The organism is Candidatus Rokuibacteriota bacterium (genome assembly GCA_030647435.1).
Classification (GTDB): Bacteria; Methylomirabilota; Methylomirabilia; order Rokubacteriales; family CSP1-6; genus AR37.
This window is the reverse complement of record JAUSJX010000078.1, coordinates 128573-154140: the sequence shown is the minus strand read 5'-3', so window position 1 is coordinate 154140 and position 25568 is coordinate 128573. Positions and strand designations below refer to the sequence as shown.

Sequence of the window (25568 nt, the reverse complement as noted above, 5' to 3'; positions counted from 1 at the left end):
TTCACGCCCTACATGTACGCGATGAGCGTGATGCACTGCATGACGGTCTCGCTGGCGGCGGGCGGCGCAGGCCTCGGCACCGCGTGGGGTGAACAAACGGCGCGGCGGATGCTCGGGGAGGCGGGATTCAAGAGCGTCGAGGTCGTCGAGGCCCCGGGGCCCCAGAACAGCATCTACATCTGCCGCACCTAGCAGACCTCAATGGTGGGGCCAGGTTGAGGTAGCCCGGGCTACCTCACCTCCACGCGCACCCGGTCGCCCTCGACCAGCTCCCGCACCGGCCTCGAGAGGCCCCAGGGGTGGCCAATGCCGATCCAGCTCGTCACGACGGTATCCGAGGCCCCCGCGGTCATGAACCACTCGCCCTCGAAGCAGGTGGGGTTGCGCGAGAGCGTGAGGCCCTTCGGTCCCCGGCGGAGAACCTCGCGGAGAAGGGCCAGCGGCGTGCGGGAGAAAAAGCAACCTCCGATCGCCACATGGTCGCCGTCCTTCACGAGGCCCGCCGCCTCCTCGAGGCTCGTGAGCTTCTCGCCGACCTTCTGGGGCTTGGCCTCGAGCCGCCGTCTGGCCTCCACGAAGTCCCCGGGGCCCACGGCCATCGTCAGTGCTCGGGGACCAGAACGACCTTGCCGAAGACCTTCCGCCCCTCGAGGAGGCGGTGTCCCTCCCGCGCCTGGGTGAGCGGCAGCACGCGGTCCACCACCGGGCGCAGCTTGCCCGCCTCCAGCAGCTTCACCAGCGTCTGCAGCTCGCGCTTGGTGCCGTGGTTGGAGCCGATGATCGAGAGCTGCTTGTGGAAGATGTAGGCGACGTCCGTGGTCACCTGGTAGCCCGAGGTTCCGCCGCAGGTGACGAGCCGCCCCATGCGAGTGAGGGAGCGGACGGCGCGGTCCCACGTCTCCGTGCCGGTGTTCTCGAAGACCACGTCGACGCCGCGCTTGCCCGTGATCTTCATGACCTCCTCATAGAAATCGTTCGTCCTGTAGTTGATGAGGACGTCCGCCCCGAGCTCTCGCAGCCGCGGGAACTTGTCGTCCGAGCCGACGCAGGCGATGACCCGGCACCCCATGAGCCGGCCGATCTGCACGGCGGCCACGCCGATCCCGCTGGCCGCCGACAGGACGAGCAGGTCCTCGCCCGGCCGGAGGTTGGCCCGCGTGATCAGCATGTGCCACGAGGTCAGGAACGTCAGGTTGTAGGCGGCCGCCTCCTCGTAGGACAGCCCCTGGTAGAGGGGCACCAGGTTCTCCTCGGGGACCTTCACGTACTGGGCGTAACCGCCCCACACGTGCGCCCCCACGTAGCGGTACTCCACGCAGCAGTTCACCTCGCCGATCAGGCACTGCTCGCAGCGGCCACAGCCCAGGGCGGCGTACACGACCACCGGGTCCTGCGGCTTGAGGTGCGTGACCTCGGAGCCGACCTCGGCCACGTCCCCGGCGATGTCGCCACCCAGGATGTGGGGCAGGCGCTCGTTGGGGCGGTAGGTGCCCGCGCGCGTCATGACGTCGTAGTAGTTGAGGGCCGTCGCCCGCACCTTGACGAGGACGTCCCGTGGGCCGAGCGTGGGCGTCTCGATGTCCTCGTAGCGGAGGACGTCGATGTCGCCGTACTCGTGGAAGACGACGGCCTTCATCGACCGAACCACTCGCGCAGCGGGCGCACGATCAGGCCGGCCTTCTCCAGGCCCTCACGGACCGCGCGCACGATCTTGTGCGCGGCGGGGCTGTCGCCGTGGATGCAGATGGTCTGGATATCGACGTCGATGAGCTTACCGTCGATGGTGCGGATCTTCCCCTCTTTCGCCATCATGACGGCGTGGTCGGCCGCCTGCTGGGGGTCGGTGATCATGGCATGCGGCCCGGCCTTGCGTGGCACCATCTGCTTGTCCGCCTGGTACATCCGGTCGGCGAACCCCTCGCTCACGATCCGGACCCCGGTCTTCTTGGCCTCGGCCTCGTACTTGGTGTCGGAGAGCGTGAAGAGGAACAGGTTCTTGTCCATCTCCATCACGTTCTCGGCCGTCGCCCGGACCAGCGCGGGATATTGCTCGAACATCGAGTAGTGCACGCCGTGCGGCTTGACGTGCTGGAGCTCGACGCCGGCCGCCTTGCAGAAGGCCCATAGCGCGCCGGTCTGGTAGCGGTGGTAGTCCTTCATCTCCTGGGGCGTCACGTCGATGGCGCGCCGCCCGAAGCCCATCAGGTCAGGCATGCCGGGATGAGACCCGATGGCGACGCCGTGCCGGACGGCCAGCTCCACCGTCCGGCGCATCACGTGGGGGTCGCCGGCGTGGAAGCCGCAGGCGATGTTGGCCGACGCGATGTTGGGCATGACCTCCTCGTCGTGGCCAAGGGTCCACCGGCCGTAGCTCTCCCCCATGTCGCAGTTGATGTCGATGTACTTCGCCATCGTCTCCCTCCCTGAGGTTGTCGCCATGGCCGGGGGCACGGCGTCCTGAGAACGTAGTCCTTGCCTGAAGCACGGGTCAATGAGGCGGCTGCACCGGGTCCTCCACGCTCGCCCGCTTCTCCCCTGCCGACTTCGCCTTGCCCTCCAGCCGGCGGCGCGCGGCGACGAAGTCGTACCAGGATGCCTTTAGCGCAGGAGCTCCCAGCGTGCCTGATAGCGGTCGAGCAGCTCGCCGGTGCGCGGGTCCATCGGGTGCTCGCGCTCGGGCACCTCCACGCGTTTGGCCTCGCCGCAGAGCGCGGTGGTGAAATACCGCTGGCCGGTGTCGTTGATCATGGTGACGATCGACGGCAGCTCCGGGTGACGGCGGGCCAGCTTGAGGGCGGCGGCCACGTTGGCGCCGCTGGAGATGCCGCAGAAGATCCCTTCCTCGGCGGCGCCCCGGCGCGCGGCCTCGATGGCCTCCGCCGTGGTCGTGGTGATGACACCGGTGAGGTGGGTGACGTCGAGGTTCTCGGGGATGAAGCCGTCGCCGATGCCCTCGATGCCGTGCGGGCCCCACGTCCGGCGGGTCAGCATCGCGCACTCGTCGGGCTCGACGGCGTAGAGCTTGACCTTCGCGTCGCGCTCGCGCAGGAAGCGCCCCACGCCGGTGATCGTCCCGCCGCTGCCCTGCACGTCCACGAAGGCGCCGACGACGCCTCCGCACTGCTCCCAGATCTCGGGGCCGGTCGTGTGGTAGTGGGCGTCGACGTTGTTGGGGTTGTCGAACTGTCCGGGCACCCAGCAGGCGCCGGGAGCGGCGCGCCGGATCTCCTCCAGGCGCTCGACGGCAAGGTCCACGTCGCTTTCCCCGCCGGGCGTGAAGACGATGTCGGCGCCGTAGGCCCGCATGATCTTCTTCCGCTCGTCGCTCATGCCCTCGGGCATGACGATCGTGCAGCGGTAGCCCTTGACGGCGGCGGCGAAGGCGCAGGCGATGCCGGCGTTGCCGGTGGAGCACTCCAGCACCCGCATGCCGGGCTTGAGCTGGCCGCTGGCCTCCGCCCGCGCGAACATGTGCAGGTAGATCCGGTCCTTCACGCTGCCGGTCGGTCCGTACCACTCGATCTTCACGTAGACGGGCGGCTTGAGTCCCGCCGTCATCCGGTTCAGCCGCACGAGCGGCGTGCGGGCGACGGCCTGGGCGATCGAATCGAGAGCAGTACGGTACGCGTCCCACTGGGTTGGCACGGCGCAGAGTGTACCAGCCCACCTTCCGCCGTTCAACGCTCAGGATGCGCTCGTGCGGCGACCACCCCTCCGGCGCCCGCTACCCGAGGGCCAGGTCCGCCTTCAAGAAGTCGCCGCTCGGGCTGACGATCGTTCCCATGTTGAGCGTGGCCGTCTTCGCCTGCGCGAAGCGCGGGCGCGCATGCAGGCCCGCCCCGCCCACAATCAGACCCGCGCCGCCTGTCTTGAGGAAGTCCCGCCGAGAAGGCCGTGCCGTCATGTCGTCTCTCCTCTCCCCGTGATGGGCGGCATCGCGGCCGCTCGGTCGCGCAGCTCGCGCCGGAGCACCTTGCCCGTCGCGCCCTTGGGGAGGGCCTGAACGAAGTCGATGCTCGACGGCACCTTGTATGACGCCATTCTGTCCCGGCAGTATGCGACGAGCTCACCCGCGGACGGCATCGCGCCTCGCTTGAGGACGACGAACGCCGCCACGCACTCGCCTCGCACCGCATGGGGCCTCGGCGCGACCGAGACCTCCAGCACCCCCGGATGCTGCGACAGCACGTGCTCGACCTCCGTGGGCGAGACCTTGAAGCCGGACACGTTGACCATGTCTTTGAGGCGGTCCACCACGTAGAGGTAGCCGTCCTCGCCAAGGTAGCCCACGTCGCCCGAATGCAACCAGCCGTTTCGCAGCGCGCGCGCGGTGGCCTCGGGGTCGCCGAGGTAGCCCTTCATGATGTTCGGCCCGCGCACGACCAGCTCGCCGACCTCGCCATCCGCCACGGGCTGGTCCTGGCCGTCCACGACCTGCACGTCCACGGACAGGATCGGGGTCCCCGCCGACCCCCGCCGCACCTCGACCGGGTGATTGTACGTCGCGAAGGCCGTCGTCTCGGTGAGCCCCCACGCTTCCTCGATCTCGACCCCCGAGCGCTCGCGCCACTCCGCGGCCACGTCCGGCGGCATCGGAGCGCCGGCGGAGAAGCAGCGGCGCAGCGACAGGAACCGGGCAGAGCCCGCGGCCTCCAGGAGCCGGATGTACATCGTCGGCACGCCGATTAGCACGGTGATCCGGTGCCGGGCGATCGCCTCCACGGCGTGCTCGGCCGAGAACCGCTCGTGGAGGAACACCGTCGCCCCGGCGTTGATCCCGCCGTTCATGAGGGAGTTCTGCCCGGTCGTGTGGAAGAGCGGCACCGCACAGAGGATGCGGTCGTCCGCCGTCATCGCGAGATAGTGGTTGGCGATGAGGGTGTTGAAGGAGACGTTCGCGTGCGTGAGCATGACGCCCTTGGTGCTGCCGGTCGTCCCTGACGTGTAGAGGATCGACGCCGTGTCGTCGCGCTCGCGGTCCACCGCCCTGAACGTGGCGGCGCGCGAGCAGTCCAGCGCCCGTGCCCCCTCGGGCGCGCCGTCGATGGTCAGGTAGTGGACGACCGACGGCACGTCCTGGCGGGGGGGCAGCGAGGGCCACGACGAGACCGTCGTGATGAGCACGGAGGGCTCGGAATTCTTCAGGACGTGGGCGATCTCGTCACGCTTGAAGGCCGAGTTGATGGAGACGACGGACGCGCCGACCTTCTGGCAGCCGTAGTAGGCGAGGATGAACTCGGGCCGCGACGGGACCAGGACCGCCACACGATGGCCCGGCTTGACGCCGAGGCCCACGAGCTGCTCGGCGACCCCGCCGGCGCCCCGGTCGAGGTCGTGGAAGGTGTACGCGCGATCCCCGAAGCAGAGGGCCACCGCGTGGGGGCGGTAGCGGGCGCGTTGCTCGAGGATCGTGGCGATGTTCATCCGCGCGAACCGCCCCCGGGCGTCAGCCGCTCGACCTGGAGCGGCCGCACTTCCTGGTACAGCCGCTCGTTGGGCAGGATCACACAGAGCTTCCGGAGCGGCCCCGCCGACGTGACGGTCCACGTCATGTCGGCGCCGGGCGGGATGATGTAGAAGTCCCCCGCCTCGACGCGCATCGTCTTCGCCTCGTCGAACCAGGGCGGCAGGGAGTACTTCACGTCGGCAGCGCCCGCGAGGATGTAGTGCGCCTCCGCGTGCCAGAACTGCCAGGTCGAGGTCTCTCCCGCGCCGAAGTCCTCGACGGCGCCGCTGCCGTGGGGCGTCACCAGGGCCCGCCCCACCGGGTAGAGGTTGCCCCGCAGCGTCCGGACGCGGCGCGTCTGCGGGGCATCGACGTCGATCCGGATCTTCTCGATCTCGCGTGCCATCGCCGTGCCGCTACGACTTCAGCATCATGGACGGCTTCCGCGGGGCGGAGGTGTCCACGGCATAGCCGCCCACCGTGTTCCCGAAGTGCGGCATGACTTCCTTGGCGAACAGCTCGATCCACTCGAAGCTCACGCTCAGCGGAACACCGGCGTAGCCCGCCCACATGACGACCTCGGTGCACGGCATGTTCGCCAGGAACTTCGTCATGAAGGCGATGCACTCCTCGGGCGTCATGATGGCCTCGCGCTCGCGCCGCTCGCGTTCGGAGGCGTCGGCGAGCAGCTGCAGCTGGTTCTTCGGCAGGTCCGCGGCCTCGTTGTACCAGCGGTCGTACCAGTCGAGGCGGTACATGATCTGCTGGCGGTACGTCTTCCACACCGCCTCGGGATCCCGGCACACGATCGGGCTGTACAGATACATCGTCGCGAACTCGTACTGCGACGGATCCCGGCCGTTCTCGCGGAGGGCGTCGGTGTAGAGCTTGTACGTCCCCGGCCCGCCGAACGGCAGGAGATGACAGCCGAGGCGCGCCGCGCGCCGGATGGCGGCCGCCGTCTGCGCGCCGATGTAGATCGGCGGGTGCGGGACCTGGATCGGCCGGGGATAGAAGGTCAGGTCCTTGAGCTTGTTGAACCGGCCGTCGTACGAGAACTTCTCCTCGGTCCAGCACTTCCTGATGATGTCGATGCCTTCCTCGAGCCGGGCCCCCCGCTCCTTGCGATCGATGCCGTGCGTCCGGAACTCCTGGACCCGGTAGCCGACGGCCACGCCGAGCCGGATCCGGCCGTTCGAGAGGTAGTCGAGCACGGTCACCTGCTCGGCCACCCGCACGGGATCGTGGAAGGGCAGCGGGATGATGTACGTGCCGATCTTCACGCGTTGGGTGCGCGCCGCGATCGCCGCCGCGAGGGTCAGGCCCGCGGGGATCCATCCGTCGTCCTCCGAGTAGTGGTGCTCGCAGACCCACACGCTGTCGAATCCCAGCTCCTCGACGGCCGCGGCCTGGTTGACGCATTCCTGATAGAGCTTGTTGAACGGCACCATCCACCGGCGCGGATTGCGGAGATCGTACGCTATGCCGAATTTCATGTCTTTCTCTCCCTTTCTCGGAGGTGAGCTTCTCGTTCCATGCGCGCCGTCGCCTCGCCCGCTTTATTCACGAACGCATGCTCTGCGTCGTACGCTCCCCCTCACCCTGCCCTCTCCGCCTCGGCGGGGGAGAGGGTGGCAAGGCAGGCTCCCTCTCCCTCACGAGGGAGATGGTCGGGGTGAGGGTGCCCGCTGTTGGTTCACGACTTATCCGGGCTAGCCTCGCCGAGCGCGGGCGACGGCCCGCCCTTCTCACTCTCCCTTGAGTGTGTGCGGCACGGCCGTCAGGCGCCTGAAGCTGCGCCCTCGATGAGCGCGAGCACGCGGTCAGGCGTCAACGGAATACGGTTGACGTTCACTTTAAAGCTTGCGAGAGCATCGGCCACCGCATTGGTGATGGCCGGCACGGCACCAATGACCCCTCCCTCGCCGACGCCCTTGAACCCTCCCGCCGTGTCGATGGACGGGCTCTCGATGTGGTCGATAGTCAGGGCCGGCATGTCGGCGGTCGTCGGGAGCAGGTAGTCCATCAGGGTGGCCGTCTGGCACTGCCCGTCTTCACCGTACACCATGAGCTCCATCACCGCCTCGCCGATGCCCTGCGCGGTGCCGCCCTGGATCTGACCCTCGACGAGCATCGGATTGATGACCCGCCCGCAGTCGTGGGCGATCGCGTAGCGCTCGATCTCCACCCGGCCGGTCCGCGGGTCGACGGCGACCGCGGCCACGTGGGTCCCGTTGGCGATGGTGACGAGGGGAGGATCGTAGTAGTCGGTCGCTTCCAGCCCGTACTCTTCACCGTCGGGCAGCCCCTTCGACGACATCGAGTAGGCGTTCTCCGCGATCTGGCGCACCGTCACGCGGCTCGAGGGCATCCCGCGGACGGTGGCGTAGCCCGCGTCGAGCACGATGTCCTGCGGTGCCGCCTCCAGGAGGTGGGCGGCGATCCGTTTCATCTTGTCCCGCAGCTTCGCCGAGGCGCGGACGATGGCGCCACCGCCCGTCACCACGCTCCGGCTGGCGAAGGTGCCGGTGCCGTAGGGGCCGCCAGCCGTGTCGCCCTCGATCACCGTGATGTCGCTCAGCGGGATGCCGAGCTCCTCGCCGATGAGCTGGGCGAACGTCGTCTCGTGCCCCTGGCCCGCGCCGGCGGTACTCACCACACAGGTGACCTTACCGGTCGGCTCGATCTTGAGGAGCGCGCTGTCGAAGCCCGGCACGCGCGTGAGACCGCGGGCCCGCCAGCCGGGCGCGCCGGTGCCGGTGATCTCCGTGAAACAGCAGATGCCGATGCCCCGGTACTTCCCGTCCTGGAGCCGCCCGGGCGTCTGGTGCTTGCGGAACTCGTCGTAGCCGGCCAGCTCCAGCGCCCGCCGCAGCGACTGCACGTAGCTGCCCGTGTCGTAGCGGACACCCACTACGTTGACGTACGGCATCTCCTCCGGCTGGATGAGGTTGCGGAAGCGGACCTCGGCGGGATCGATGCCGAGGGCGCGGCCGATGCGGTCCATCATTCCCTCGATGGCCATGAAGGCGCTCGGCTGCGCCACGCCCCGGTAGGCCCCCGCCGGGCACGTATTGGTCGTGATGGCGTAGCACTCGTAGGCGTAGTCGCGGATCCGGTAGGCGCCGGGGAGCATCCGCGCCCCGCCGGTCGGCTCCAGCGTGCAGCCGAAGGGGAACGACGAGTAGGCGCCGGCGTTGGTGAGGATCCGCGCCCTCACGCCCTTGAGCACGCCATCGCGGTTCACGGCCACCTCGAGCTCGTAGACGTGGTCGCGGGAATGGATGTCGGTCAGGAGCTCCTCGCGCCGGTCCTGCACCCACTTGACGGGGCGACCGACCTTGAACGCGAGGGCCGCCGTCACGATCTCCTCCGGATAGACGTGGGCTTTGGTGCCGAAGCCGCCGCCGACCTCGGGAGTGATCACGCGGATCTTCGGCTCGCTGAGCTCCGGCTCGATGAGGAGGTCCGCCAGCGCGGTCCGCACCATGTGCGGGATCTGGGTCGACGTCCAGAAGGTCAGCGTCCCGCGCCCCCGCTCGACGGCGGCCACGCAGCCGCGCGGCTCGAGGGGCACGCCGGCGACGCGGCCGGTCCGGAAGCTTTCCTTGAGGACCAGGTCCGCCGAGGCGAAGGCGCCATCGACGTCCCCCGCCTTGAACTCGCTCTTGAAGAACACGTTGTCGGCGAGCTCGGGATGGGCCAGCGGGGCCGTGGGGTCGAGCGCCGCTTCGACGTCGACGATGGCCGGGAGGGGCTCGTAGTCGACCTCGACCAGGTCGGCGGCATCCTCGGCGATGTACCGGCTCTCCGCCACCACCACGGCCACGGCGTCGCCGACGAACTTCACGGCGTCGACGGCCACGACCGGGCGCGCGGGCGCCTTGTACGAGGGGAAGGCGATCTCGACGCGCATCGGTTTGCAGAGCGCCTCGAGGTCGCGGCCCGTGAAGACGGCGAGCACGCCCGGCAGCGCCCTGGCCCTCTCCGTCCGGATCGCGCGGATGCGCGCGTGCGCGTGGGGGCTCCGGGCGAACGCCAGGTGAACCAGCCCGGACAGATGGAGGTCGTCGACGAAGATGCCGAGCCCTTTCAGGAGCTTGTCGTCCTCCACGCGGAGCACGTCCCGCCCCACGTAGCCGGTGGTCGTACCATGTGCCATGTCGATCTCCTGCTAGCGTACGGCCGGTCGCAGCCCGGCCGCGCGCAACCGGCCGGCCGCATCCTGCACGGCCTTGAGGATGTTGAGGTAGCCCGTGCACCGGCAGAGGTTGCCCGAGAGCGCCTCGCGTACCTCCTGCTCGGTCGGCTCCGGGTTGTCGGCCAGGAACTCGTACAGCGTGATCAGGAACCCCGGCGTGCAGTAGCCGCACTGGAGGGCGTGGTTCTCGTGGAACGCATCCTGGATCGGCTGCGAGTCGCCGTCCCGGACGAGCCCCTCAACGGTCGTCACGCGGGCACCGTCGAGCTGGGCGGCGAAGAGCAGGCAGCTCCGGGCGCTGGCGCCGTCCACCATGACCGTGCAGGCGCCACACACGCCGTGCTCGCAGCCCACGTGCGTCCCCGTGAGCTCGAGCTCGTGACGGAGGAAGTCGGCCAGCAGCAGCCGCGGCTCGACCTCCCGTTCGTGGACGATGCCGTTGACCGTGATGCGGATCGGAATCTTTTGGGACATCGGCGTCCTCATGCGCTCGGGCCGAGCACCTGGCGACCCGCGTCCTCGAGAAGCACGGCCGTCAGGCGCCGGCGGTAGTGGCTCGTCGCGTGAATGTCGCTCGGTGGATCGATCTCCTTGGCCGCGATCTGGCCGGCCTCGCGGAAGAGGGCCTCGCTCGCCACCTGGCCCTCCAGGCAGCGCTCGGCCTGCACGGCGCGCACCGGCCCCGGTCCCACGCCGACGATCGCCACGCGCGCAGCGCGGCACCGGCGGCCGCTGTCGAGGTCCACGGAGAGCGCCACGCCGACGATCGCGAAGTCCCCGTGCCGACGGGAGATCTCGACGAACGCCGAGCGCATGCTCGACGTGGCCCGGGGCAGCCGGACCTCGACCAGCACCTCGTCGGGCTGGAGTGAGGTGGTGAAGTACGACACGAAGAACTCGGACGGCTTGGCGACGCGCTGACCGCCGGGGCCGGCGATGACCAGATCGGCGTCCAGCGCGGTGGCGACTGCGGGCAACTCGGCGGCCGGGTCCGCATGGGCCAAGCTTCCGCCGATGGTGCCGCGGTTGCGGATCGCCGGGTGGCCGATGAACGGAAGCGCCCGGGCCAGGAGCGGCACATCACGCCGTACGGCGTCGGACCGCTCGGCGGCGCGCTGGTGCACGAGTGCGCCCACGGCGAGGTGGCCGTTGGCCTCACGGATGTAATCGAGCTCGCTGACCCGGCCGAGATCGATCAGGACCTGCGGCCGGGCCAGGCGCAGGTTCATCGCGGGCACGAGGCTCTGGCCGCCGGCGAGGAGTTTCGCCTCCCCGCCGGCCTGCCGGAGCCGCGCCAGCACCTCGTCCAACGTTCGTGGAGCGTGGTACTCAAAAGGCGCTGGCTTCACCGATGTCCTCCTGCTACGCCTTCTTCCACAGCGGGAACGGGTGCATCGGCTTCGCCGTCGCGAGCTGGGGCGGGTACACGAGATGGATCTTGCCGTCGTGCCACTGCCCCGGGTAAATGGTGTGCTGCGGGTTAAGGCCGATGTCGTTGAAGGAGACCTTCGAGAAGAACGTCTCGCCCTGGAACTCGAGGAAGGCCTTCCGGATCTTCGCCGGGTCATCCACCACGCCCGCCTTCTGCAGGACCTGGACGTAGACGAGCACGTTGTGCGACCCGAGCGGGGCGACGAAGTCCACCACGTCCTCCTTGTGCTTGTCCTTGTAGATGCGCGCGAACTCCTTGTTGCTCCCGATGTACGGGTCCTTGGGCCCGGTCAGGCTCTCGTGCCACATCAACGGCACGAACGCGCCGTTGATGGCGGGGCCGAGGGCGTCGTAGAGCTTCGTCGGCGCCTCGACCACGAGCAGCGGCGGGAAGAGCTTCGTCATCTGCATCTCCTTGAAGATCGCGATGATGTCCGGCGTGTAGGCGTTGATGACGATCCCGTCGGGGTTGGAGCGCCGGATGCGCTCGAGGGCGCCGACGTACTCCTGGGTCTTCGCCGGGTACAGCTCGGCGGCGGCCAGTTGGAGCTTCGCCCGCTTCAGGTCGTTCGGGAAGTACTCCTTGAGCGCGGACACGCCCAGCTCGTCGTTCGGCGAGAGGATCGCCACCTTCCCGATCTTCGGGTTGTCGAACTTCGCCGCCATCTCCATGATCAGCGTGTAGAACCCGCTGAACCCGTTGAGGGCCGAGAAGAGCCAGGGGTCGCCCTTCTGGGCGGCGAAGACGCTGTCAACGTGAGCCCAGTGGGCCATCATCGGGAAGCGCAGACGCTGGGCCACCGGGATGCACGCCTTCACGAGCACGCTGCCCAGGGGGGCCAGGACCATGTGGGCCTTCTCCGTGGTGACGGCGCGCTCCACGAGGCGGGCGGCGGTGGTGGCGTCGGTCTTGTCGTCGTAGTGCTGGACGTCGACTTTGTAGGTCGTGTCCCCCACCCTGACGCCGCCGGCCGCGTTGATCCGCTCGACCGCGATGTCGGTGCCGCGCTTCAGGTGGTCGCCGTAGCTGGCGAAGTTCCCGCTCAGGCTCACCACGGAAGCGATTTTCAGCGTGCCGGCCTTCTGCGCGTAGACGCGGCCGGGGCCGAAGACCGACGCGGCCGTCGCCGCCGCGCCCCCGAGGAAGGTCCGTCGTGTCGTCCCGTGTCTCTCAGTCGTCACAGTTGCCTCCTTGTCGCTGGTGATGTTCTGCCGTCGCCGAGGGCCACCCGCCGCGCCCTCACTCGCCGAGGTAGCTCCGCACGATCGCCTCGTCCTTCGCCAGCTCCCGCGCCGGGCCGCTGAGGGTCACGCGGCCCGTTTCGATCACGAACGCACGATCCGAGATCTGGAGCGCCACGCTGACGTCCTGCTCGATCAGCACGATGGTGGTGCCCGCGCCCTGGATGTCGTGCAGGATGGGGATCAACTCCTCGACGACGACGGGCGCCAACCCCAGCGAGAGCTCGTCGATCAGAAGAAGCCGCGGGTCTCCCATGAGCGCCCGGCCGATCGCGCACATCTGCTGCTCACCGCCCGAGAGCGTCCCCGCGATCTGCCGCCGCCGGTCACGCAGACGCGCGAAGTACCCGTACACGCGCTCGAGGTCCGCGCGGACGGCCGCCCGGTCCTTGTGCGCACGGCCGTACGCCCCCATGCGGAGGTTCTCCTCGACGGTCATGCCCGAGAAGAGGCGCCTGCCCTCGGGCACGTGGCCCATGCCCAGGCGCACGATCTCGGGGCTTCGCGCTCCCGCGATGTCGCGGCCGGCAAACCGGATCCGGCCGCTGGTCGGGACGATGAGCCCGGACAGCGTGCGCAACAGCGTCGTCTTGCCCGCGCCGTTGGCCCCGACCACGGCCAGCATCTCGCCGGGCAGGACGTCGAGCGTCACGCCCCAGAGGACCTGCGTATCGCCGTACCCCGCCTCCAGGTTTTCCACGACGAGGAGCGGCTCGCGCAGCTGCCCGTTCCCCGTCATCGGGTCCCGCCGGCCGCGTAGCGGGCGGCCGTCGCCCGCACGTCGCCCAGGTAGGCGCGCTTGACCTCGTGGTGCGCCAGGATCTCGGCCGGCGTGCCTTCCGCGATCTTGGCGCCGTTGGCGACGACGACGATGCGGTCACTCACCGCGGTCACCGCCGGCACGATGTGCTCGATGAAGACGATCGTAATACCGGACCGGTTGATCTCGCGGATCATCCCCAGCGCCTCGTCGACCTCGCGGCGATTGAAGCCGGAGAGCGGCTCGTCCAGGAAGAGGAGGCTCGGCGAGGTCGCGAGGCAGCGGGCGATCTCCAGCCGCTTCTTGCCGGCGTTGGTGAGGGCGGAAGCGCGCACCGCGGTCATCGCGGTCAGGCCGACGCGATCGAGGATGCGGCGGGTCTCGGCGCGGGCGGCGTCAAGCCCGAGCCGTCGGCCGCGTCGACCGAAGAGCGCGCCGGCCATCACGTTGTCGTGGACGGTCATCGACAGGAACGGGCGCGCGATCTGGAAGGTGCGGGCGAGCCCCAGGCGGTTCCGGGCCTGCGGCGGGCTCGCGGTGATGTCCCGGCCGAGGTACGCGATGCGCCCGGAGGTGGGGAGCTGGTGGCCGGTCAGGAGGTCGACGAGTGTGGTCTTGCCGGCGCCGTTCGGACCGATCAGGCCGACGATCTCGCCCTCGGCGACACGGAAGTCGAGGCCGTTCACGGCGGTGACCCCGCCGAAGCGCTTGACGAGCTGGACGGCCTCGAGCACTACCGCACCTTGAAGCGCCGGAGGTTCTGGGCGAGCCGTGCGGGGTGCAGGCTGCGCGGTCCTTCGGTGAAGACGCGCACCAGCCCCTCGGGTAGGAACAGCACGACGAGGACCACGATGAGTCCGGACGTCACCAGCGTGAGCTCGGCGAACTTGATCCCGAAGTATTCGCCCAGGAGCAGGATGAGGAGGACGCCGAGGGGCGGCCCCCACACCGTGCCCATGCCGCCGAGGAAGACCATCACGATCACCTCGAACGTGATGGCCGGGTTGTACGCTTCGTTGGTGTCGACGACGCCGAGCCAGAGCGCCCACGCGGTCCCGATGAACGCCGTCAGCAACGCACTGAGGAGGAAGGTCAGGAGACGCACGCGCGGGGCGTGGATCCCGAGCGCCCGTGCGGCCGACTCGTTGTCGCGGATCGCACGGAGCGCGTAGCCCCAGCGCGACCGGTCCACGGCGATCACCAGCCCCATGCAGGACAGCGCGAGCGCGAGCATCACGAAGTACAGGAGGTGCCCGTGCCCGACGCCGGGAATCATCGGCACGAATCGGAAGATGTTGGCCGCGACGCCGCCGTTGTACCCGAACGCGTCGATGTTGAGGACGGCGTTGCGGGTCACCTCGGAGATGAGGAGGCTGGCGATCACGAAGTAGTGACCCCGAAGACGGAGCGTGGGCACCCCGGTGAGGCCCGCGATCCCCACGGCCACAGCGGCGGCAACGACCACGGCGAGTATTAGCGGCAAGCCGTTGATCAGGACGATCGCGGCGGCCACCGCCCCGGTGCCGAAGAAGGCCGGGTGCGCAATGGAGAGGAGGCCCGCGTAGCCGCCGACGAGATTCCAGGCCTGGGCCAGCGCGACGTACATGAGGACCGTCGTCGCGAGCCGCACGCCGTACTGTCCGACGGCCAAGGGCAGGGCCACGGCCGCCAGCGCGAGGAGGGCCAGCCCGATCAGGTCGCGCCGATCGGTCGACGCGTCCGCCAGGGGGGCCGGCACGTCCCGCGTCGTCGCCTGCGCCTCGGCGCTCATCGCCGCCTCATCCTTCGTAGAACCGCCGGCCGAGAAGCCCGCCGGGACGCACGACCAGGATCAGGAGCACGATACCGGCGCCCACGAGGCTGCTGTAGGTCGCACCCACCAGGCTCGCCACCGCGCTGTTGGTGACCCCGACCACCGCGGCGCCCAGCAGCGGCCCCACCATGCTGCCGAGGCCGCCGAGCACGGTGACGATGAAGATCTGCATAAGATAGGAGTCGGCCATCTGCGGGCTCACGCTGTAGACGAGCGCGATGAGACCCCCGGCGGCGCCCGCCATGGCCGCGGAGATCGCGGTCGTCAGGCTGTAGATCTGCTGGACGTCGACGCCGACCAGGCGGGCCGCGTCGAGATCGAGGCGCGTGGCCCGGATGGCCTGGCCCTTCTCGGTGTGGTCCATGAACCACCAGAGCGCCGCCGTCAGCCCGAGCGCGATGACGATCGTCGCGATCCTCGCGTAGGTCAGCCTGGCGCCGCCGATGTCGACGAATCCCTGGAGGTACGGGGGGACGACGATCGAGCGGTACTCGCCCGTGAAGACCCGGAGCGCGACACCCATCAGCACCAGGTTGACGCCGAAGGTCAGCGCAATGCTCTGCGAAGGCGGCCCGTTGACCATGAAGTCGAAGACATACCGCTGGAGCAGCCATCCGAACGCGAACATCACGGCCATCGTGACCGGAAGCGCCAGCAGCGGATCGAGGCCCGCGCGCCAGAGGAGGAAGGTGCTGTAGGCGCCGAGCATGATGAAGGCACCGTGCGCGAGGTTGAGGAGGTTCAGCACGCCCCAGATCAGGGCGAAGCCGAGCGCTCCGATCGCGTAGATCCCGACCAGGAGCAGGGCGTCGAAGAAGATCTGCAGGGCGACGTGCATGCGGTCCGTTGATCGCGCTCACGCGCTCCGGCGGATGCTCGGCTCGACGATAGTCCCCTCGATGACGACGGGCGCGCCGTCCAAGAAGATGCTGCAGTTCCGCATGGGGATGTCGAAGTGGCAGAGGGTGTGCCGACCGGCGGCGTGGTTGGGGCCGGTGGAGATGAGGAAGTTGCCCTCGAACGCCCGGCCGTCGACGCCGATCATCTCCCGCTTCTCGTAGAGACTCAGCGCGTGCCACAGGGCGCGCTCGTGGAGCCCCCAGCCCACGTGCGAGATCCCGTAGGCGTTCCGCTCGCGCCAGCGCTCCATGTAGTCGCGGATCAGGTCGGCGTCGATGCCCTCGCCCTCCACCGAGGCCACGAAACCCTGGCGGAAGCGCAACATCACGCGCCCGTCGACGTACTTCTTGAAGGGGTAGACGATGTCGCCCGGCGCCAGCACCACGTCGCCCTCGGCGTCGGTCGAGACCGGATAGGCGGCCACGAGCCCCTGCCCCCAGTTGGCCCACCGTCCCCGCTCGTTACAAAAGCCCCGTGAGCCCGTGACCAGTGCCCCGGCCAACTCCACCTTGAAGTTCGTCCCCGCTTTCGAGGTGACCGTCATCGTCCTCGCGTTCCGGAGTAGCTCGACCGACCGGTCGATCCGGCCCATCCGCTCCTCCGTCGGCAGCAGCCGGGCCAGGGCGTCGGCGGGCTCCTTGATGAAGAGCATCCGGGCGCCCGCCTTGAGGATCGCTTCGGTCTCGGCCGAGTGGATCAGCCCCTCCACGGTGAGGTCGACGATGAAGTCGGTCTTCTTGAGGAGCTCCACGACGGTGGGGAGGGACTCGAGCACCGTCGAGCCTCCCGTCCCGCGGGCGACGACCGGGAGATTGGTCTCGGGCGCCACGGGCACCATCAACTGGAAGGCCCGCGCGCCGACGGCGTTGAGGGCGGCCATGCTGGCCACGAGGTAGTGCTCCTGCGAGTCGGGCTCGGTCACGATCGCGGCAGATTCGCCGCCCCGCACGTTGCACCACTCGAACTCCTTGAGAAAGAGCGCCGTGAGGGCCGCGTTAGCTTGAAGCATCGTACTCTCCACCTTCCCTCGCGAAGAACGTCTCGTCGACCTGATCGCCGAACGATGCGAGTCCGGCACTTCCCTGCTGGAGCACAGCCGGGACCTCCAGGATCCGCACCCCGCGCCCGCCCGTCGCCACCGTCGCGTAGCGCGCCGTCATCGTGCCCGCCGCACCTGCACGAAGCTATCGTACTCCATCGTGAAAATCTCGCGCGTCGACGTGTACTTGTTGCCGGCCATCCGTCCCACCGCCTGCAACCGTGTGAAGTCGACCCGCCCGTTCTCGCCCAGGATCTCCGCCGCCACGTGGAAGAGCACCACCCGCCCGAGCACGAGCGTGTAGGGCGATTCGGGCAGCGGCGTCAGGCTGATCAGCCGGCACTCCATGTTCACCGGCGACTCGGCGACCAGCGGCGCCCGCACGAGCTGCGCCGGCACAGGCGTCAACCCCGTCACCTCGAACTCGCTGACGTCCGGCGGGTAGTTCTCCGCGCACTGGTTCATTGCCCCGGCGATCGTCTCCGTCACCACGTTGACCACGAACTCGCCGGTCGCCCGGATGTTGGTGACCGTGTCTTTGTCGCAGCCATCCCGGAGCGCCGCCGAAAAGCAGACGATCGGCGGCCGGTGTGAGAGGGCGTTGAAGAAGCTGAACGGCGCCGCGTTCGGCACCCCCAACACGCTCACCGTCGAGATGAAGCCGATGGGCCGCGGGACAACGACGCCCGTCAGAAGCTTGTAGACCCGGACGTCTTCCATCCCCTGCGGCTCGAGCCGGAGCTTTGGCGTGCGCGTCGAAACCCCCTCGGAACGCCCCTCGTTGCCCCCGCTCATCGTCGCCCTCCGGCCTTCCCGTGCAGTCCCGTTCGCGCATCATGCGTCCGCAAGAAAATTGCGTGGACAAGAGAATCGGGTGGGATAGAATACAGCACTTTCGTCAGCAGCCTGTCAAGCGTAGAATTGGCCGATTTCCCGAACGTTTCTACACAACGCCCTGCCGGTACCGCCGGTCCGGAAAGAGCCCTCACCATCACCGAATCCGATCGAGGTAGTTGGTCAGCGCGTGGTGGACGGCCTTCTCCAGTCCCGCCATCGGCCCGGGCTGAAACGCACGCGTCGACATGGCGTTCTGGAGCGACTGCACCATCGACCGGTCCTCATCCAGCACGCTCGCGATGTAGTCGTGGTACACGCGTACCTTCACGTTGAAGTCCCGAAGCTCGAAGTGCTCTTTGGGGAACAGGCTGTGGTAGACGATGCGGGACCTGTCGGGCGCCAGGGGCCAGGTGATCAGGATGCGGATCTGATCACTGCGCACGAAGATCTGCATATTCGGGGGGAGGAACCCCGTCACCGCGAAGCTGTCCGGCTGGTCGGCGAGCCACGGGATCTTCCCGAAGAACGTCTTGCCGCTCGGAGTGGCGGGCGCCGAGGAGTAGTCGAAGCGCATGCCGCCGCCGGGGAGCAGCTTGAACCGAGCCGGGTCGGCGGTCGTGTACTGCCCGAAGCTGCGGACGTGGAGCGTGCCGACGTGGTACATGTCCATCAGGTTCTCGACCACGAGCTTCCAGTTGCAGTCGAGGTCGATGGTCATCTTCCCGGACATCCCGCAGTCCTCCATCCGGAGGAAGGCGAACTGCTCGATGAACGAGGCGGCCGCCTCCTCGAAGGGGGGCGTGTCCGGGTCGAGGCACACGAACACGTTCCCGGCCCAGGTCGCGAGGCGGACCGGGGCCATGCGGCAGCTCTTGAAGTCGAAGCTCTCGACGTCCTCCGTCAGCGGCGCGCCGAGAAGCTGGCCCTTCAGGTCGTAGGACCAGGCATGGTACGGACAGCTGAACACCTGGGTGTTGCCCTCTCCGGGCACCACTTCGACCCCTCGGTGCGCGCAGACGTTGGCGAACGCGTTGAGCCCTTCGCTGTCCCTGCTGATGGCGACCGGCTCGCCCAGGACGCGGAACGACTTGAAGTCACCCGGCCTCTCGTACTCCTCGGCCCGACCCGCATAAAGCCAGTCCTTGAGGAAGATCCGCTGCTTTTCCCGCGCGAGGATCTCGGGCGAGGTGTAGATGAAGCCCGGTGCGTGACGGGCCCGCTCCCGCGCCGCTTGCGTGGGCCCGAACGGGTCTCCGCCATCCATCTCGAAGACGTGCTCCGCAGTGCTCACCGCTCCACTCCTTTCTCTCGCGCGACCACTCGTGCCGCCGCTCAGACCCTGGGGACGAGTCGCTCCGCCAGCCTCGCGAGGTCCGGGGGCGCCACGAGGATCCCGTCCTCCACGATCTTCCGGCCGTCGATCCAGAGGGACTGCTCGCAGAGGACGGCGTCGGGATGATTCTCTCCGCTTCCCGGCAGCCAGAACGGGATGCCGAGCCCGACCCCATTGTTGCCGATGGCGCGCATGTCCTCGAGGCCAGGGCCGCTCACCTTTCACCCCGCACCCCCACCGAGCCACGAGGGCGTGGCGCAGGTCCTCGCCACCGTCCGCGCGCGTGCTCGCCGCCCTGCGCGGTCACCTCCTCCACCGCGAGTGCGATGCCCTCGTGGATTGCGGTCCCCTGCACACCAAACTGCCCCGTGCGCGGGTTGATTTCGCCGATCACGAGGGGTGCCCCCCCTGAGCCGGCGCGCCGGTAGCGAGCGCGAGCACCGCGAGGGCGAGGCTGGCCGACCAGCCACGGAGCCTACCCCGGCTCATCGTGCGGTCATCTCGCGGAGCAGCCGGCGGAGGAGCTTCCCCGTCCCCGGGCCGGCGGGGCCGGGCGCGCGCGGGAGGCGCTCGACCACCCGCAGCACTCGGGGGAGCTTGTAGACGGCGATGGTTCCCCGGCACGAGTCGATGATCTCCTGACGGAGGGCGGGGGAGTCGGTGGATCCCGGCTGCAGGACGATGAAGGCGCAGGTGTCCTCGCCGTGCACGGCGTGGGGAATGCCGATCACCCCCACGTCGGCGACGGCGGAGTGGCCGGCCAGGGCCTGCTCGACCTCGTCGGGCCCGATGCGGTAGCCCGAGGACTTGATGATGTCATCCTCGCGGGAGAGGAAGGAGATGTAGCCGTCCTCATCCATCGTGACGAGGTCGCCGATCCGCGACCATCCGGCCTCGACGGCCGCGCGCTGGCGCTCCAGGTCGTTCCAGTAGATGGTCCCGGTGGGGCCGCGGGCGATGAGCGACCCGACCTCCCCCGGCTTGCAGTCGCGGCCGTCCTCGTCCACCACGCGCAGCTCGTACCCGGGGACGGCGGGTCCGATGGCCCCGACCTTCACGCGGCCCGTCACCGCGGAGGACGCGAAGACGAACATCATCTCGGTCGTGCCCAGACCCTCGTAGATCTCGCGGCCGAACGCGAGCCGCCACTGTTCGTAGGTGGCCGGCGTCAGCGATTCGCCCCCGCCCGTGTAGAGGCGGACCGACCCCAGGTCGTGGCGCCGGGCGGCGTCGGGCAGCTCCAGGATTTTTCGGTAGCCGGTGGGGAGCACGGAGACCACCGACACCCGGTGGCGCTCGATCTGCTGGAGCATACCCTCGGGGCTGAAGCGCGCGAGCAGGGAGATGGGGGCGCCGAGCCGGAACGGGATGACGGCCTGAGCGGAGTATCCGGCGGCCGTGGACAGCGGCGCGGGGCTGCAGAGGACGTCCTCGGGCGTGAGGCGCCAGCCCAGGCGGCCGAAGCCGTCGGCGACGGTAAGCGCCTCGTCCATCAAATGCACGGTGCCCTTGGGCATTCCGGTGGTGCCCGAGGTGAATAGCAGAACCGACGGAGCGAGGCGATCGCGGGGGACCGCGGCCAGGCGCGCGTCGCCCCGGGCAAGGAGCTCTCCATAGGAGATGAATCCCTTGGCGCGGATCTCGGCCGGGTCGCCTCCGATAACGATGACGGGAATCGCCCCGTCCAGATCCTCGCGGGCGCGCTCGACCTCCTCGAGGAGGGAGGCGGCGACGAGGATGGCCTTCGCCGCCGTCGCGCGCGCGACGTGGGCGATCTCCACGCGGGAGAAGAGCGGCGAGATCGGCACACTGACCGCGCCGATCTTGATGATGGCGAAGTTCGCCACTAGCGACGGCGGGATCGACGGCGCCCGCAGGAGCACGCGATCGTCCTCCTCCACGCCTAGGCCCCGCAGCGCCGACCCGAGGCGGTTGACGTCCTCCTGCAACGCCCGGTAGGTGATCCGGCGGTCCTCGAAGAGGACAGCTGTCCGGTCGCCGTGCCCCGCCTCGACGTGGCGGTCGAGCAGCACCTCCGTAGAGTTGAAGCGGGCTGGATAGGCCCGGTGTTCCGCCAGCGTGTACACACGCTCGGGCCACAGCGCGCGGGGAGGAAGGTAGCGGTCCATGGTCATCGGCGGTCTCCCGGGTTCGTGAAGCGGAACTCGCCCGACGCGATGAGGCGGCGATACGAGCCGAAGCGCGCCTCCGCGTCCTCGACACAATCTAGGGCGGACTCCGTCTCGTCATCCTCGCCGTAGACGTGGAGGATGCGGTAGAGGGTGTCGCGCTGCGCGGGCACCCGGCCGGCGTCGCGGATGAGGCGGCGCAGCTCCGCGGGCGGCACGAGCTGCCCGAAGGCGGTGCCTGCAGAGGTCGAGATCCACTCGTTGATGAGGGTGCCCCCGAGGTCGTTGGCGCCGGCATCGAGGAGGATCTGCGCGAGCTTCGGGCCTTCCTTCACCCACGAGGCCTGGATATTGGGGAGCACGGGGCCCAGCATCAGCCGCGCGAGGGCGTGCATGCAAACCACCTCCACGCCGGTGGCGCCCGGCCGCACGCCGGCCACGAGCTTCTTCGCGTACATCGGCGCCTCGAACGGGATGAGGGAGAGCGGCACGAACTCCGTGAAGCCGCCGGTGTCCTTCTGGATGTCGCGCAGCAGCGCCATGTGCCGCACCCAGTGCGCGGGCGTCTCGACGTGGCCGTACATGATGGTGGACGTGGTGCGGATGCCGAGGGCATGGGCGGTGGTGATCACCTCCACCCACTGGTCCACCGTGATGCGACCCCGGGCGATGGAGTCGCGCACGGCCTGGTCGAGCACCTCCGCCGAGGTGCCGGGCAGGGTGCCGAGGCCGGCCGCCTTGAGCTCGCTCAGGTAGTCCTTGATAGGCAACCCGGAGCGCACGGAACCGTAGAGGATCTCCTCCGGGGAGAAGGCGTGCAGGTGGAGATCGGGCAGCGCGGCCTTCAGCGCGCGGCAGAGATCGATGTAGAAGCGCCCGTCCAGCCTGGGGGGCAGCCCCGCCTGGATGCAGACCTCGGTGGCGCCGAGATCCGCCGCCTCGCGCGCGCGCCGGACCACCTCCGCGATGGGCAGGAGGTAACCCTCCTCCTCGCGGTGGTCACGGCTGAAGGCGCAGAAGCCACAGTGCTTGATGCAGACGTTCGTGAAGTTGATGTTGCGGTTCACCACGAAGGTGACGAGGTCGCCGGCCTGGCGGCGCCGCATCTCGTCGGCCGCCGCGGCGAGGGCTTGGAGGTCGCGCCCGCGCGCTTCCGCGAGGGCGAGGGCCTCCGGCAGCGGGAGCTCGGCGCCGTCCAGGACTCGGGCGAGGATCGCGCGCGTGTCCCTCGAGGCTCCGTCGAGCGCGGGAGCGAGGCCATTCGCGGCGCCGGTGCTCATGTGCGTTCCTCCTCCCCGACGGAGGCCTTGACAAGTTCCGTCAGGGGAACCTACTATAGCGGCGGATTCAGCCATGGTCAAGCGTGTGGTAGCCGAAAATCGTCATAAACAGCGGCGTAGAGGCCGAAAGCCAGCGGCGAGGATGTCGCCGAATGAGCTCCCGGAGGCGGCGCCGGTGCTCGACGCCACCGACCGCCGCATCATCCAGGCGCTACAGCGCGACGCCCGTCAGTCGAATGCCGAGATGTCGCGCGGGCTGGGCCTTGGGGAGTCGAGCGTGCGCCGGCGCATCGAGTCCCTGATCGAGAACGGCGTCATCCAGGTGGTGGCGGTGGCCGAGCCGCTCAAGGTGGGCTACGCTATCTACGCCTTCATCGGTCTCACCACCGGGAGCGGCAAGACGCTGGCGGTGGCGCAGCGGCTGCGCAAGTTCCGCGAGGTCACGTGGCTCGCCGTCGTGGCGGGCCGCTACGACGTCATGTTCGCCGCGGTCTTCGAGAGGTCGAACGAGCTCATGCGCTTCCTGACGGTGTCGCTCGGCGAGGTGCCCGGCATCGAGCGCAGCGAGACCTTCTACATCCTCGACATGGTCAAGCGCGCCTTCGACTGGCGCCTGCCCGGGATGCCTGACGACGGGGGGCTCCCGGCGGGCGCCCGCGCGAGGCGGGGCGGACGATGATGGCCCCGCCGACCGCGGGTTTCCTCGCTGGCTGCCGGGTGCTCGACCTCACCGGGCACGCGGGCGCCTTCTGCGCGCGCCTCCTGGCCGACCTCGGCGCTGACGTGATCAAGATCGAGCCGCCTGCCGGAGACTCGGGCCGTCGCCTCGGGCCGTTCCGGGACGGCGCCCCCGGCGCCCCCGACGCGGAGCGCAGCCTGACGTGGACCTTTCTCAACACCGCCAAGCGTGGCGTGACCCTGAATCTTGGTGTGCCCTCCGGGCGCGCGCTGCTACGCCGGCTGGCCGCGCGGGCCGACGTGCTCGTCGAGTCCTTCCCCCCCGGGACCATGGAGGGGATGGGCCTCGGCTATTCCACGCTGGTCGGCGACAACCCGCGGCTCGTCTACACCGCCATCACCCCGTTTGGACAGACCGGGCCCTACGCGCAGTTCAAGGCGCCGGACCTTGTGCTGGAGGCGATGGCCGGCCACGTCTATGTCCTCGGCGACCCCGACCGGCCGCCTGTACGCATCAGCTTCCCCCAGTCGCACGCGGTGGCCGGTGCGCAGGCGGCGGTCGGCACGCTCATCGCTTACTACCATCGCCTGCGGACGGGGCGGGGACAGTTCGTGGACGTGTCGGGCCAGCAGGCGGTGATCTGGGTGCTCCAGGATGTCCATCTCTTCTGGGATCTCACCCGGAGCAATGTGCGGCGGTCGGGGGCGAACCGTCGTCGCCCCGACACCGGGGTCACGTTCCCGTTCGTGTGGCAATGTCGCGATGGCCACCTCTGCTTCGCCATCATCGGTGGCAGCTTCGGCGCGCGCTCCCTACGCGCGCTCACCGACTGGATGGAGGAGGCGGACGCCTCCGACGACTACCTGCGCGGCATCGACTGGATGCGCTTCGACTGGCGCGTGGTGTCCCAGGCGGACCTCGACCCCATCGTCCCGCGCTTCTCCGCCTTCTTCCGACGCTTCTCGATGCAGGAGCTGATGGAGCAGGCGGTGAAGCGCCGGATCATGCTTTACCCGGCCTTCACGTCGCGCGAGATCCTGGAAGACCCGCAGCTCCGGGCGCGGGGCTTCTGGCGGACCGTCGACGACCCGTGGTCGGGGACGATGACCTTCCCCGGCCCCCCGTTCCGGCTCGACGGGCGGGTGGTGGCCCTGCGGGCGCCAGCGCCCGCGTTGGGGCAGCACAACGCCGAGGTCTACGGCGAGCTGGGCCTCGGCGCCGACGATCTGGCCGCCCTGCGCGGCAGCGGGGCCGTCTGATGGCCGCGGGCGCGCTCGCCGACGTCACGGTAGCCGATTTCTCCCAGGTGGGCACAGGTCCCGCCACGGCGCGCGTCTTCGCCACCCACGGCGCCACCGTGGTCAAGATCGAGTCCGGCGAGCAGCCCGATCTCGCCCGCCTCGCGCCCCCTATGAAAGACAGTGTCCCCGGCCTGAACCGCGCCGGCTGGTTCAACGAGCTCAACTGCAACAAGCTCGGGATGACGCTAAACCTGAAGCACCCGGCCGGGCTCGACCTAGCCCGGCGGCTCGTGCGGTGGGCGGACGTCGTCGTCGAAAACTTCACGCCCGGAGTCTTCGAGCGGCTCGGCCTCGGCTACGAGACGCTGCGCGCGCTCAACCCCCGCGTGATCCTGTTCAGCACCAGCATCCAGGGCGCGGGCGGTCCGCATTCGGGCCACCCGGGGTTCGGCGTGACGCTGGCCGGCCTTACCGGCTTCGCGCATCTGACCGGCTGGCCGGACCGGGGTCCAGTCGAGGTCTACGGAGCCTACCCCGATTGGCTCCTGCCACCGGTCGGCGCCACCGCCATCCTCGCCGCCCTCGCGCAGCGTGAGCGCACTGGTCAGGGCGTGCACATCGAGGCGTCGCAGTACGAGGTGGCACTGAACTTTCTTGGCCCTGTGCTGCTCGACTACACCGTCAACGGCCGGGTCTGGGCGCGGCGGGGCAACCGGGACTCGGCGGCCGCCCCCCACAATGTTTACCCGTCCGCTGGCGATGACCGCTGGTGCGCGATCGCGGTCACCGAGGACGCGGAGTGGGAGGCGCTGGTGCGGGTGGCCGCCATCCCCGCGCTGGAAGCGGCGCGCTTCGCCACCGCGGAGGGCCGCAAGCGCCACGAGGAGGAGATCGACGGCCTCCTTGCCGTGTGGACGGCGGCGCGGCGGGCGGAGGACGTGGTGGGCCCGCTACAGGCGGCTGGCGTGCCCGCGGGCTTCGTGCAGCGGGGCGAGGACCTGCGCGCCGACCCACAGCTCAATCACCGCGGGCATTGGCATGTCCGCGAGCACGCGGAGATCGGCACCTGCACGCTCAGCGGCAACCCGTACGCGCTCTCGGAGACGCCGGCCGAGATCCGCCACCCCGGGCCGCTTTTCGGCCAGGACACCGAGCGCGTCTGCCGCGAGGTCCTCGGGATGTCGGACGACGAGTTCGCCACCCTGCGCGAGGCGGGCGCGTTTTCATAGGAGATCGG

General features: G+C 69.3%; 27 protein-coding genes. 4 read left to right on the top strand and 23 right to left on the bottom strand.

Annotated features, from left to right (window positions below):
• Positions 1 to 192: transcriptional regulator (locus Q7W02_14705; GenBank protein ID MDO8477416.1), on the top strand; the 192-nt coding region annotated here is incomplete at its 5' end.
• 38 nt (positions 193 to 230) lie between these two features.
• On the opposite strand, the gene Q7W02_14700 is transcribed toward Q7W02_14705, so the two are convergent.
• The 23 genes from Q7W02_14700 to cofH form a co-directional block, all read right to left on the bottom strand.
• Positions 231 to 599, bottom strand: coding sequence for a CoA-transferase (locus Q7W02_14700; protein MDO8477415.1), 369 nt, complete (start codon positions 597 to 599; stop codon positions 231 to 233).
• 2 nt (positions 600 to 601) lie between these two features.
• Positions 602 to 1636, bottom strand: coding sequence for a zinc-binding dehydrogenase (locus Q7W02_14695; protein MDO8477414.1), 1035 nt, complete (start codon positions 1634 to 1636; stop codon positions 602 to 604).
• Positions 1633 to 2412 (bottom strand): 5-oxoprolinase subunit PxpA, encoded by a 780-nt coding sequence (locus Q7W02_14690; GenBank protein MDO8477413.1) that lies wholly within the window; start codon positions 2410 to 2412, stop codon positions 1633 to 1635. Before Q7W02_14690 ends, Q7W02_14695 begins: the two co-directional genes overlap by 4 nt.
• Positions 2413 to 2598: 186 nt before the next feature.
• Entirely contained in the window at positions 2599 to 3645 is a 1047-nt protein-coding gene (locus tag Q7W02_14685; GenBank protein ID MDO8477412.1) for a PLP-dependent cysteine synthase family protein, read from the bottom strand.
• Between the two features lie 79 nt (positions 3646 to 3724).
• The gene (locus Q7W02_14680; protein ID MDO8477411.1) at positions 3725 to 3904 is read right to left on the bottom strand and encodes a twin-arginine translocation signal domain-containing protein; all 180 of its coding nucleotides are present in this window, start codon (positions 3902 to 3904) and stop codon (positions 3725 to 3727) included.
• The gene (locus Q7W02_14675; GenBank protein ID MDO8477410.1) at positions 3901 to 5424 is read right to left on the bottom strand and encodes an AMP-binding protein; all 1524 of its coding nucleotides are present in this window, start codon (positions 5422 to 5424) and stop codon (positions 3901 to 3903) included. The genes Q7W02_14680 and Q7W02_14675 overlap by 4 nt, the downstream gene beginning before the upstream one ends.
• The gene (locus tag Q7W02_14670) at positions 5421 to 5852 is read right to left on the bottom strand and encodes a cupin domain-containing protein (protein ID MDO8477409.1); all 432 of its coding nucleotides are present in this window, start codon (positions 5850 to 5852) and stop codon (positions 5421 to 5423) included. Before Q7W02_14670 ends, Q7W02_14675 begins: the two co-directional genes overlap by 4 nt.
• Before the next feature lie 10 nt (positions 5853 to 5862).
• Complete coding sequence (locus tag Q7W02_14665; GenBank protein MDO8477408.1) at positions 5863 to 6942, bottom strand: LLM class flavin-dependent oxidoreductase; 1080 nt, start codon at positions 6940 to 6942, stop codon at positions 5863 to 5865.
• 284 nt (positions 6943 to 7226) lie between these two features.
• The gene (locus tag Q7W02_14660; protein ID MDO8477407.1) at positions 7227 to 9608 is read right to left on the bottom strand and encodes a xanthine dehydrogenase family protein molybdopterin-binding subunit; all 2382 of its coding nucleotides are present in this window, start codon (positions 9606 to 9608) and stop codon (positions 7227 to 7229) included.
• A 12-nt stretch (positions 9609 to 9620) separates the two neighbouring features.
• Complete coding sequence (locus Q7W02_14655; GenBank protein MDO8477406.1) at positions 9621 to 10121, bottom strand: (2Fe-2S)-binding protein; 501 nt, start codon at positions 10119 to 10121, stop codon at positions 9621 to 9623.
• 8 nt (positions 10122 to 10129) lie between these two features.
• A complete protein-coding gene (locus Q7W02_14650) occupies positions 10130 to 10996 on the bottom strand; it encodes a xanthine dehydrogenase family protein subunit M (GenBank protein MDO8477405.1) in 867 nt (288 codons plus the stop codon).
• Between the two features lie 13 nt (positions 10997 to 11009).
• On the bottom strand, positions 11010 to 12260 hold the full coding sequence (locus tag Q7W02_14645) for an ABC transporter substrate-binding protein (protein ID MDO8477404.1): 1251 nt from the start codon (positions 12258 to 12260) through the stop codon (positions 11010 to 11012).
• Positions 12261 to 12318: 58 nt separating this feature from the next.
• Complete coding sequence (locus Q7W02_14640) at positions 12319 to 13059, bottom strand: ABC transporter ATP-binding protein (GenBank protein MDO8477403.1); 741 nt, start codon at positions 13057 to 13059, stop codon at positions 12319 to 12321.
• Positions 13056 to 13814, bottom strand: coding sequence for an ABC transporter ATP-binding protein (locus Q7W02_14635; GenBank protein MDO8477402.1), 759 nt, complete (start codon positions 13812 to 13814; stop codon positions 13056 to 13058). The genes Q7W02_14640 and Q7W02_14635 overlap by 4 nt, the downstream gene beginning before the upstream one ends.
• Positions 13814 to 14851: a branched-chain amino acid ABC transporter permease gene (locus Q7W02_14630; protein MDO8477401.1), complete on the bottom strand. Its 1038-nt coding sequence runs from the start codon at positions 14849 to 14851 to the stop codon at positions 13814 to 13816. The genes Q7W02_14635 and Q7W02_14630 overlap by 1 nt, the downstream gene beginning before the upstream one ends.
• 7 nt (positions 14852 to 14858) lie before the next feature.
• A complete protein-coding gene (locus tag Q7W02_14625; GenBank protein MDO8477400.1) occupies positions 14859 to 15731 on the bottom strand; it encodes a branched-chain amino acid ABC transporter permease in 873 nt (290 codons plus the stop codon).
• 18 nt (positions 15732 to 15749) lie between these two features.
• Positions 15750 to 16802 (bottom strand): peptidase M29, encoded by a 1053-nt coding sequence (locus Q7W02_14620; GenBank protein MDO8477399.1) that lies wholly within the window; start codon positions 16800 to 16802, stop codon positions 15750 to 15752.
• Positions 16789 to 16953, bottom strand: coding sequence for a hypothetical protein (locus tag Q7W02_14615; GenBank protein MDO8477398.1), 165 nt, complete (start codon positions 16951 to 16953; stop codon positions 16789 to 16791). Before Q7W02_14615 ends, Q7W02_14620 begins: the two co-directional genes overlap by 14 nt.
• The gene (locus Q7W02_14610; protein ID MDO8477397.1) at positions 16950 to 17627 is read right to left on the bottom strand and encodes a flavin reductase family protein; all 678 of its coding nucleotides are present in this window, start codon (positions 17625 to 17627) and stop codon (positions 16950 to 16952) included. The genes Q7W02_14615 and Q7W02_14610 overlap by 4 nt, the downstream gene beginning before the upstream one ends.
• A gap of 196 nt (positions 17628 to 17823) precedes the next feature.
• The gene (locus Q7W02_14605; protein ID MDO8477396.1) at positions 17824 to 18960 is read right to left on the bottom strand and encodes an aromatic ring-hydroxylating dioxygenase subunit alpha; all 1137 of its coding nucleotides are present in this window, start codon (positions 18958 to 18960) and stop codon (positions 17824 to 17826) included.
• Between the two features lie 41 nt (positions 18961 to 19001).
• Positions 19002 to 19220, bottom strand: a complete 219-nt coding sequence (locus tag Q7W02_14600) for a hypothetical protein (protein MDO8477395.1) — start codon at positions 19218 to 19220, stop codon at positions 19002 to 19004.
• Between the two features lie 267 nt (positions 19221 to 19487).
• The gene (locus tag Q7W02_14595) at positions 19488 to 21137 is read right to left on the bottom strand and encodes an acyl-CoA synthetase (GenBank protein MDO8477394.1); all 1650 of its coding nucleotides are present in this window, start codon (positions 21135 to 21137) and stop codon (positions 19488 to 19490) included.
• On the bottom strand, positions 21134 to 22411 hold the full coding sequence (cofH, locus tag Q7W02_14590; GenBank protein MDO8477393.1) for a 5-amino-6-(D-ribitylamino)uracil--L-tyrosine 4-hydroxyphenyl transferase CofH: 1278 nt from the start codon (positions 22409 to 22411) through the stop codon (positions 21134 to 21136). Before cofH ends, Q7W02_14595 begins: the two co-directional genes overlap by 4 nt.
• Positions 22412 to 22586: 175 nt before the next feature.
• Between cofH and Q7W02_14585 the strand changes: the two genes are divergently transcribed.
• Genes Q7W02_14585 through Q7W02_14575 form a run of 3 tightly spaced genes read left to right on the top strand, consistent with a single transcriptional unit; the run spans position 22587 to position 25560 of the window.
• A complete protein-coding gene (locus tag Q7W02_14585; GenBank protein ID MDO8477392.1) occupies positions 22587 to 23090 on the top strand; it encodes an Lrp/AsnC family transcriptional regulator in 504 nt (167 codons plus the stop codon).
• Entirely contained in the window at positions 23087 to 24349 is a 1263-nt protein-coding gene (locus Q7W02_14580) for a CoA transferase (GenBank protein ID MDO8477391.1), read from the top strand. The genes Q7W02_14585 and Q7W02_14580 overlap by 4 nt, the downstream gene beginning before the upstream one ends.
• Positions 24349 to 25560, top strand: a complete 1212-nt coding sequence (locus tag Q7W02_14575; GenBank protein ID MDO8477390.1) for a CoA transferase — start codon at positions 24349 to 24351, stop codon at positions 25558 to 25560. The genes Q7W02_14580 and Q7W02_14575 overlap by 1 nt, the downstream gene beginning before the upstream one ends.
• Positions 25561 to 25568: the final 8 nt, after the last annotated feature.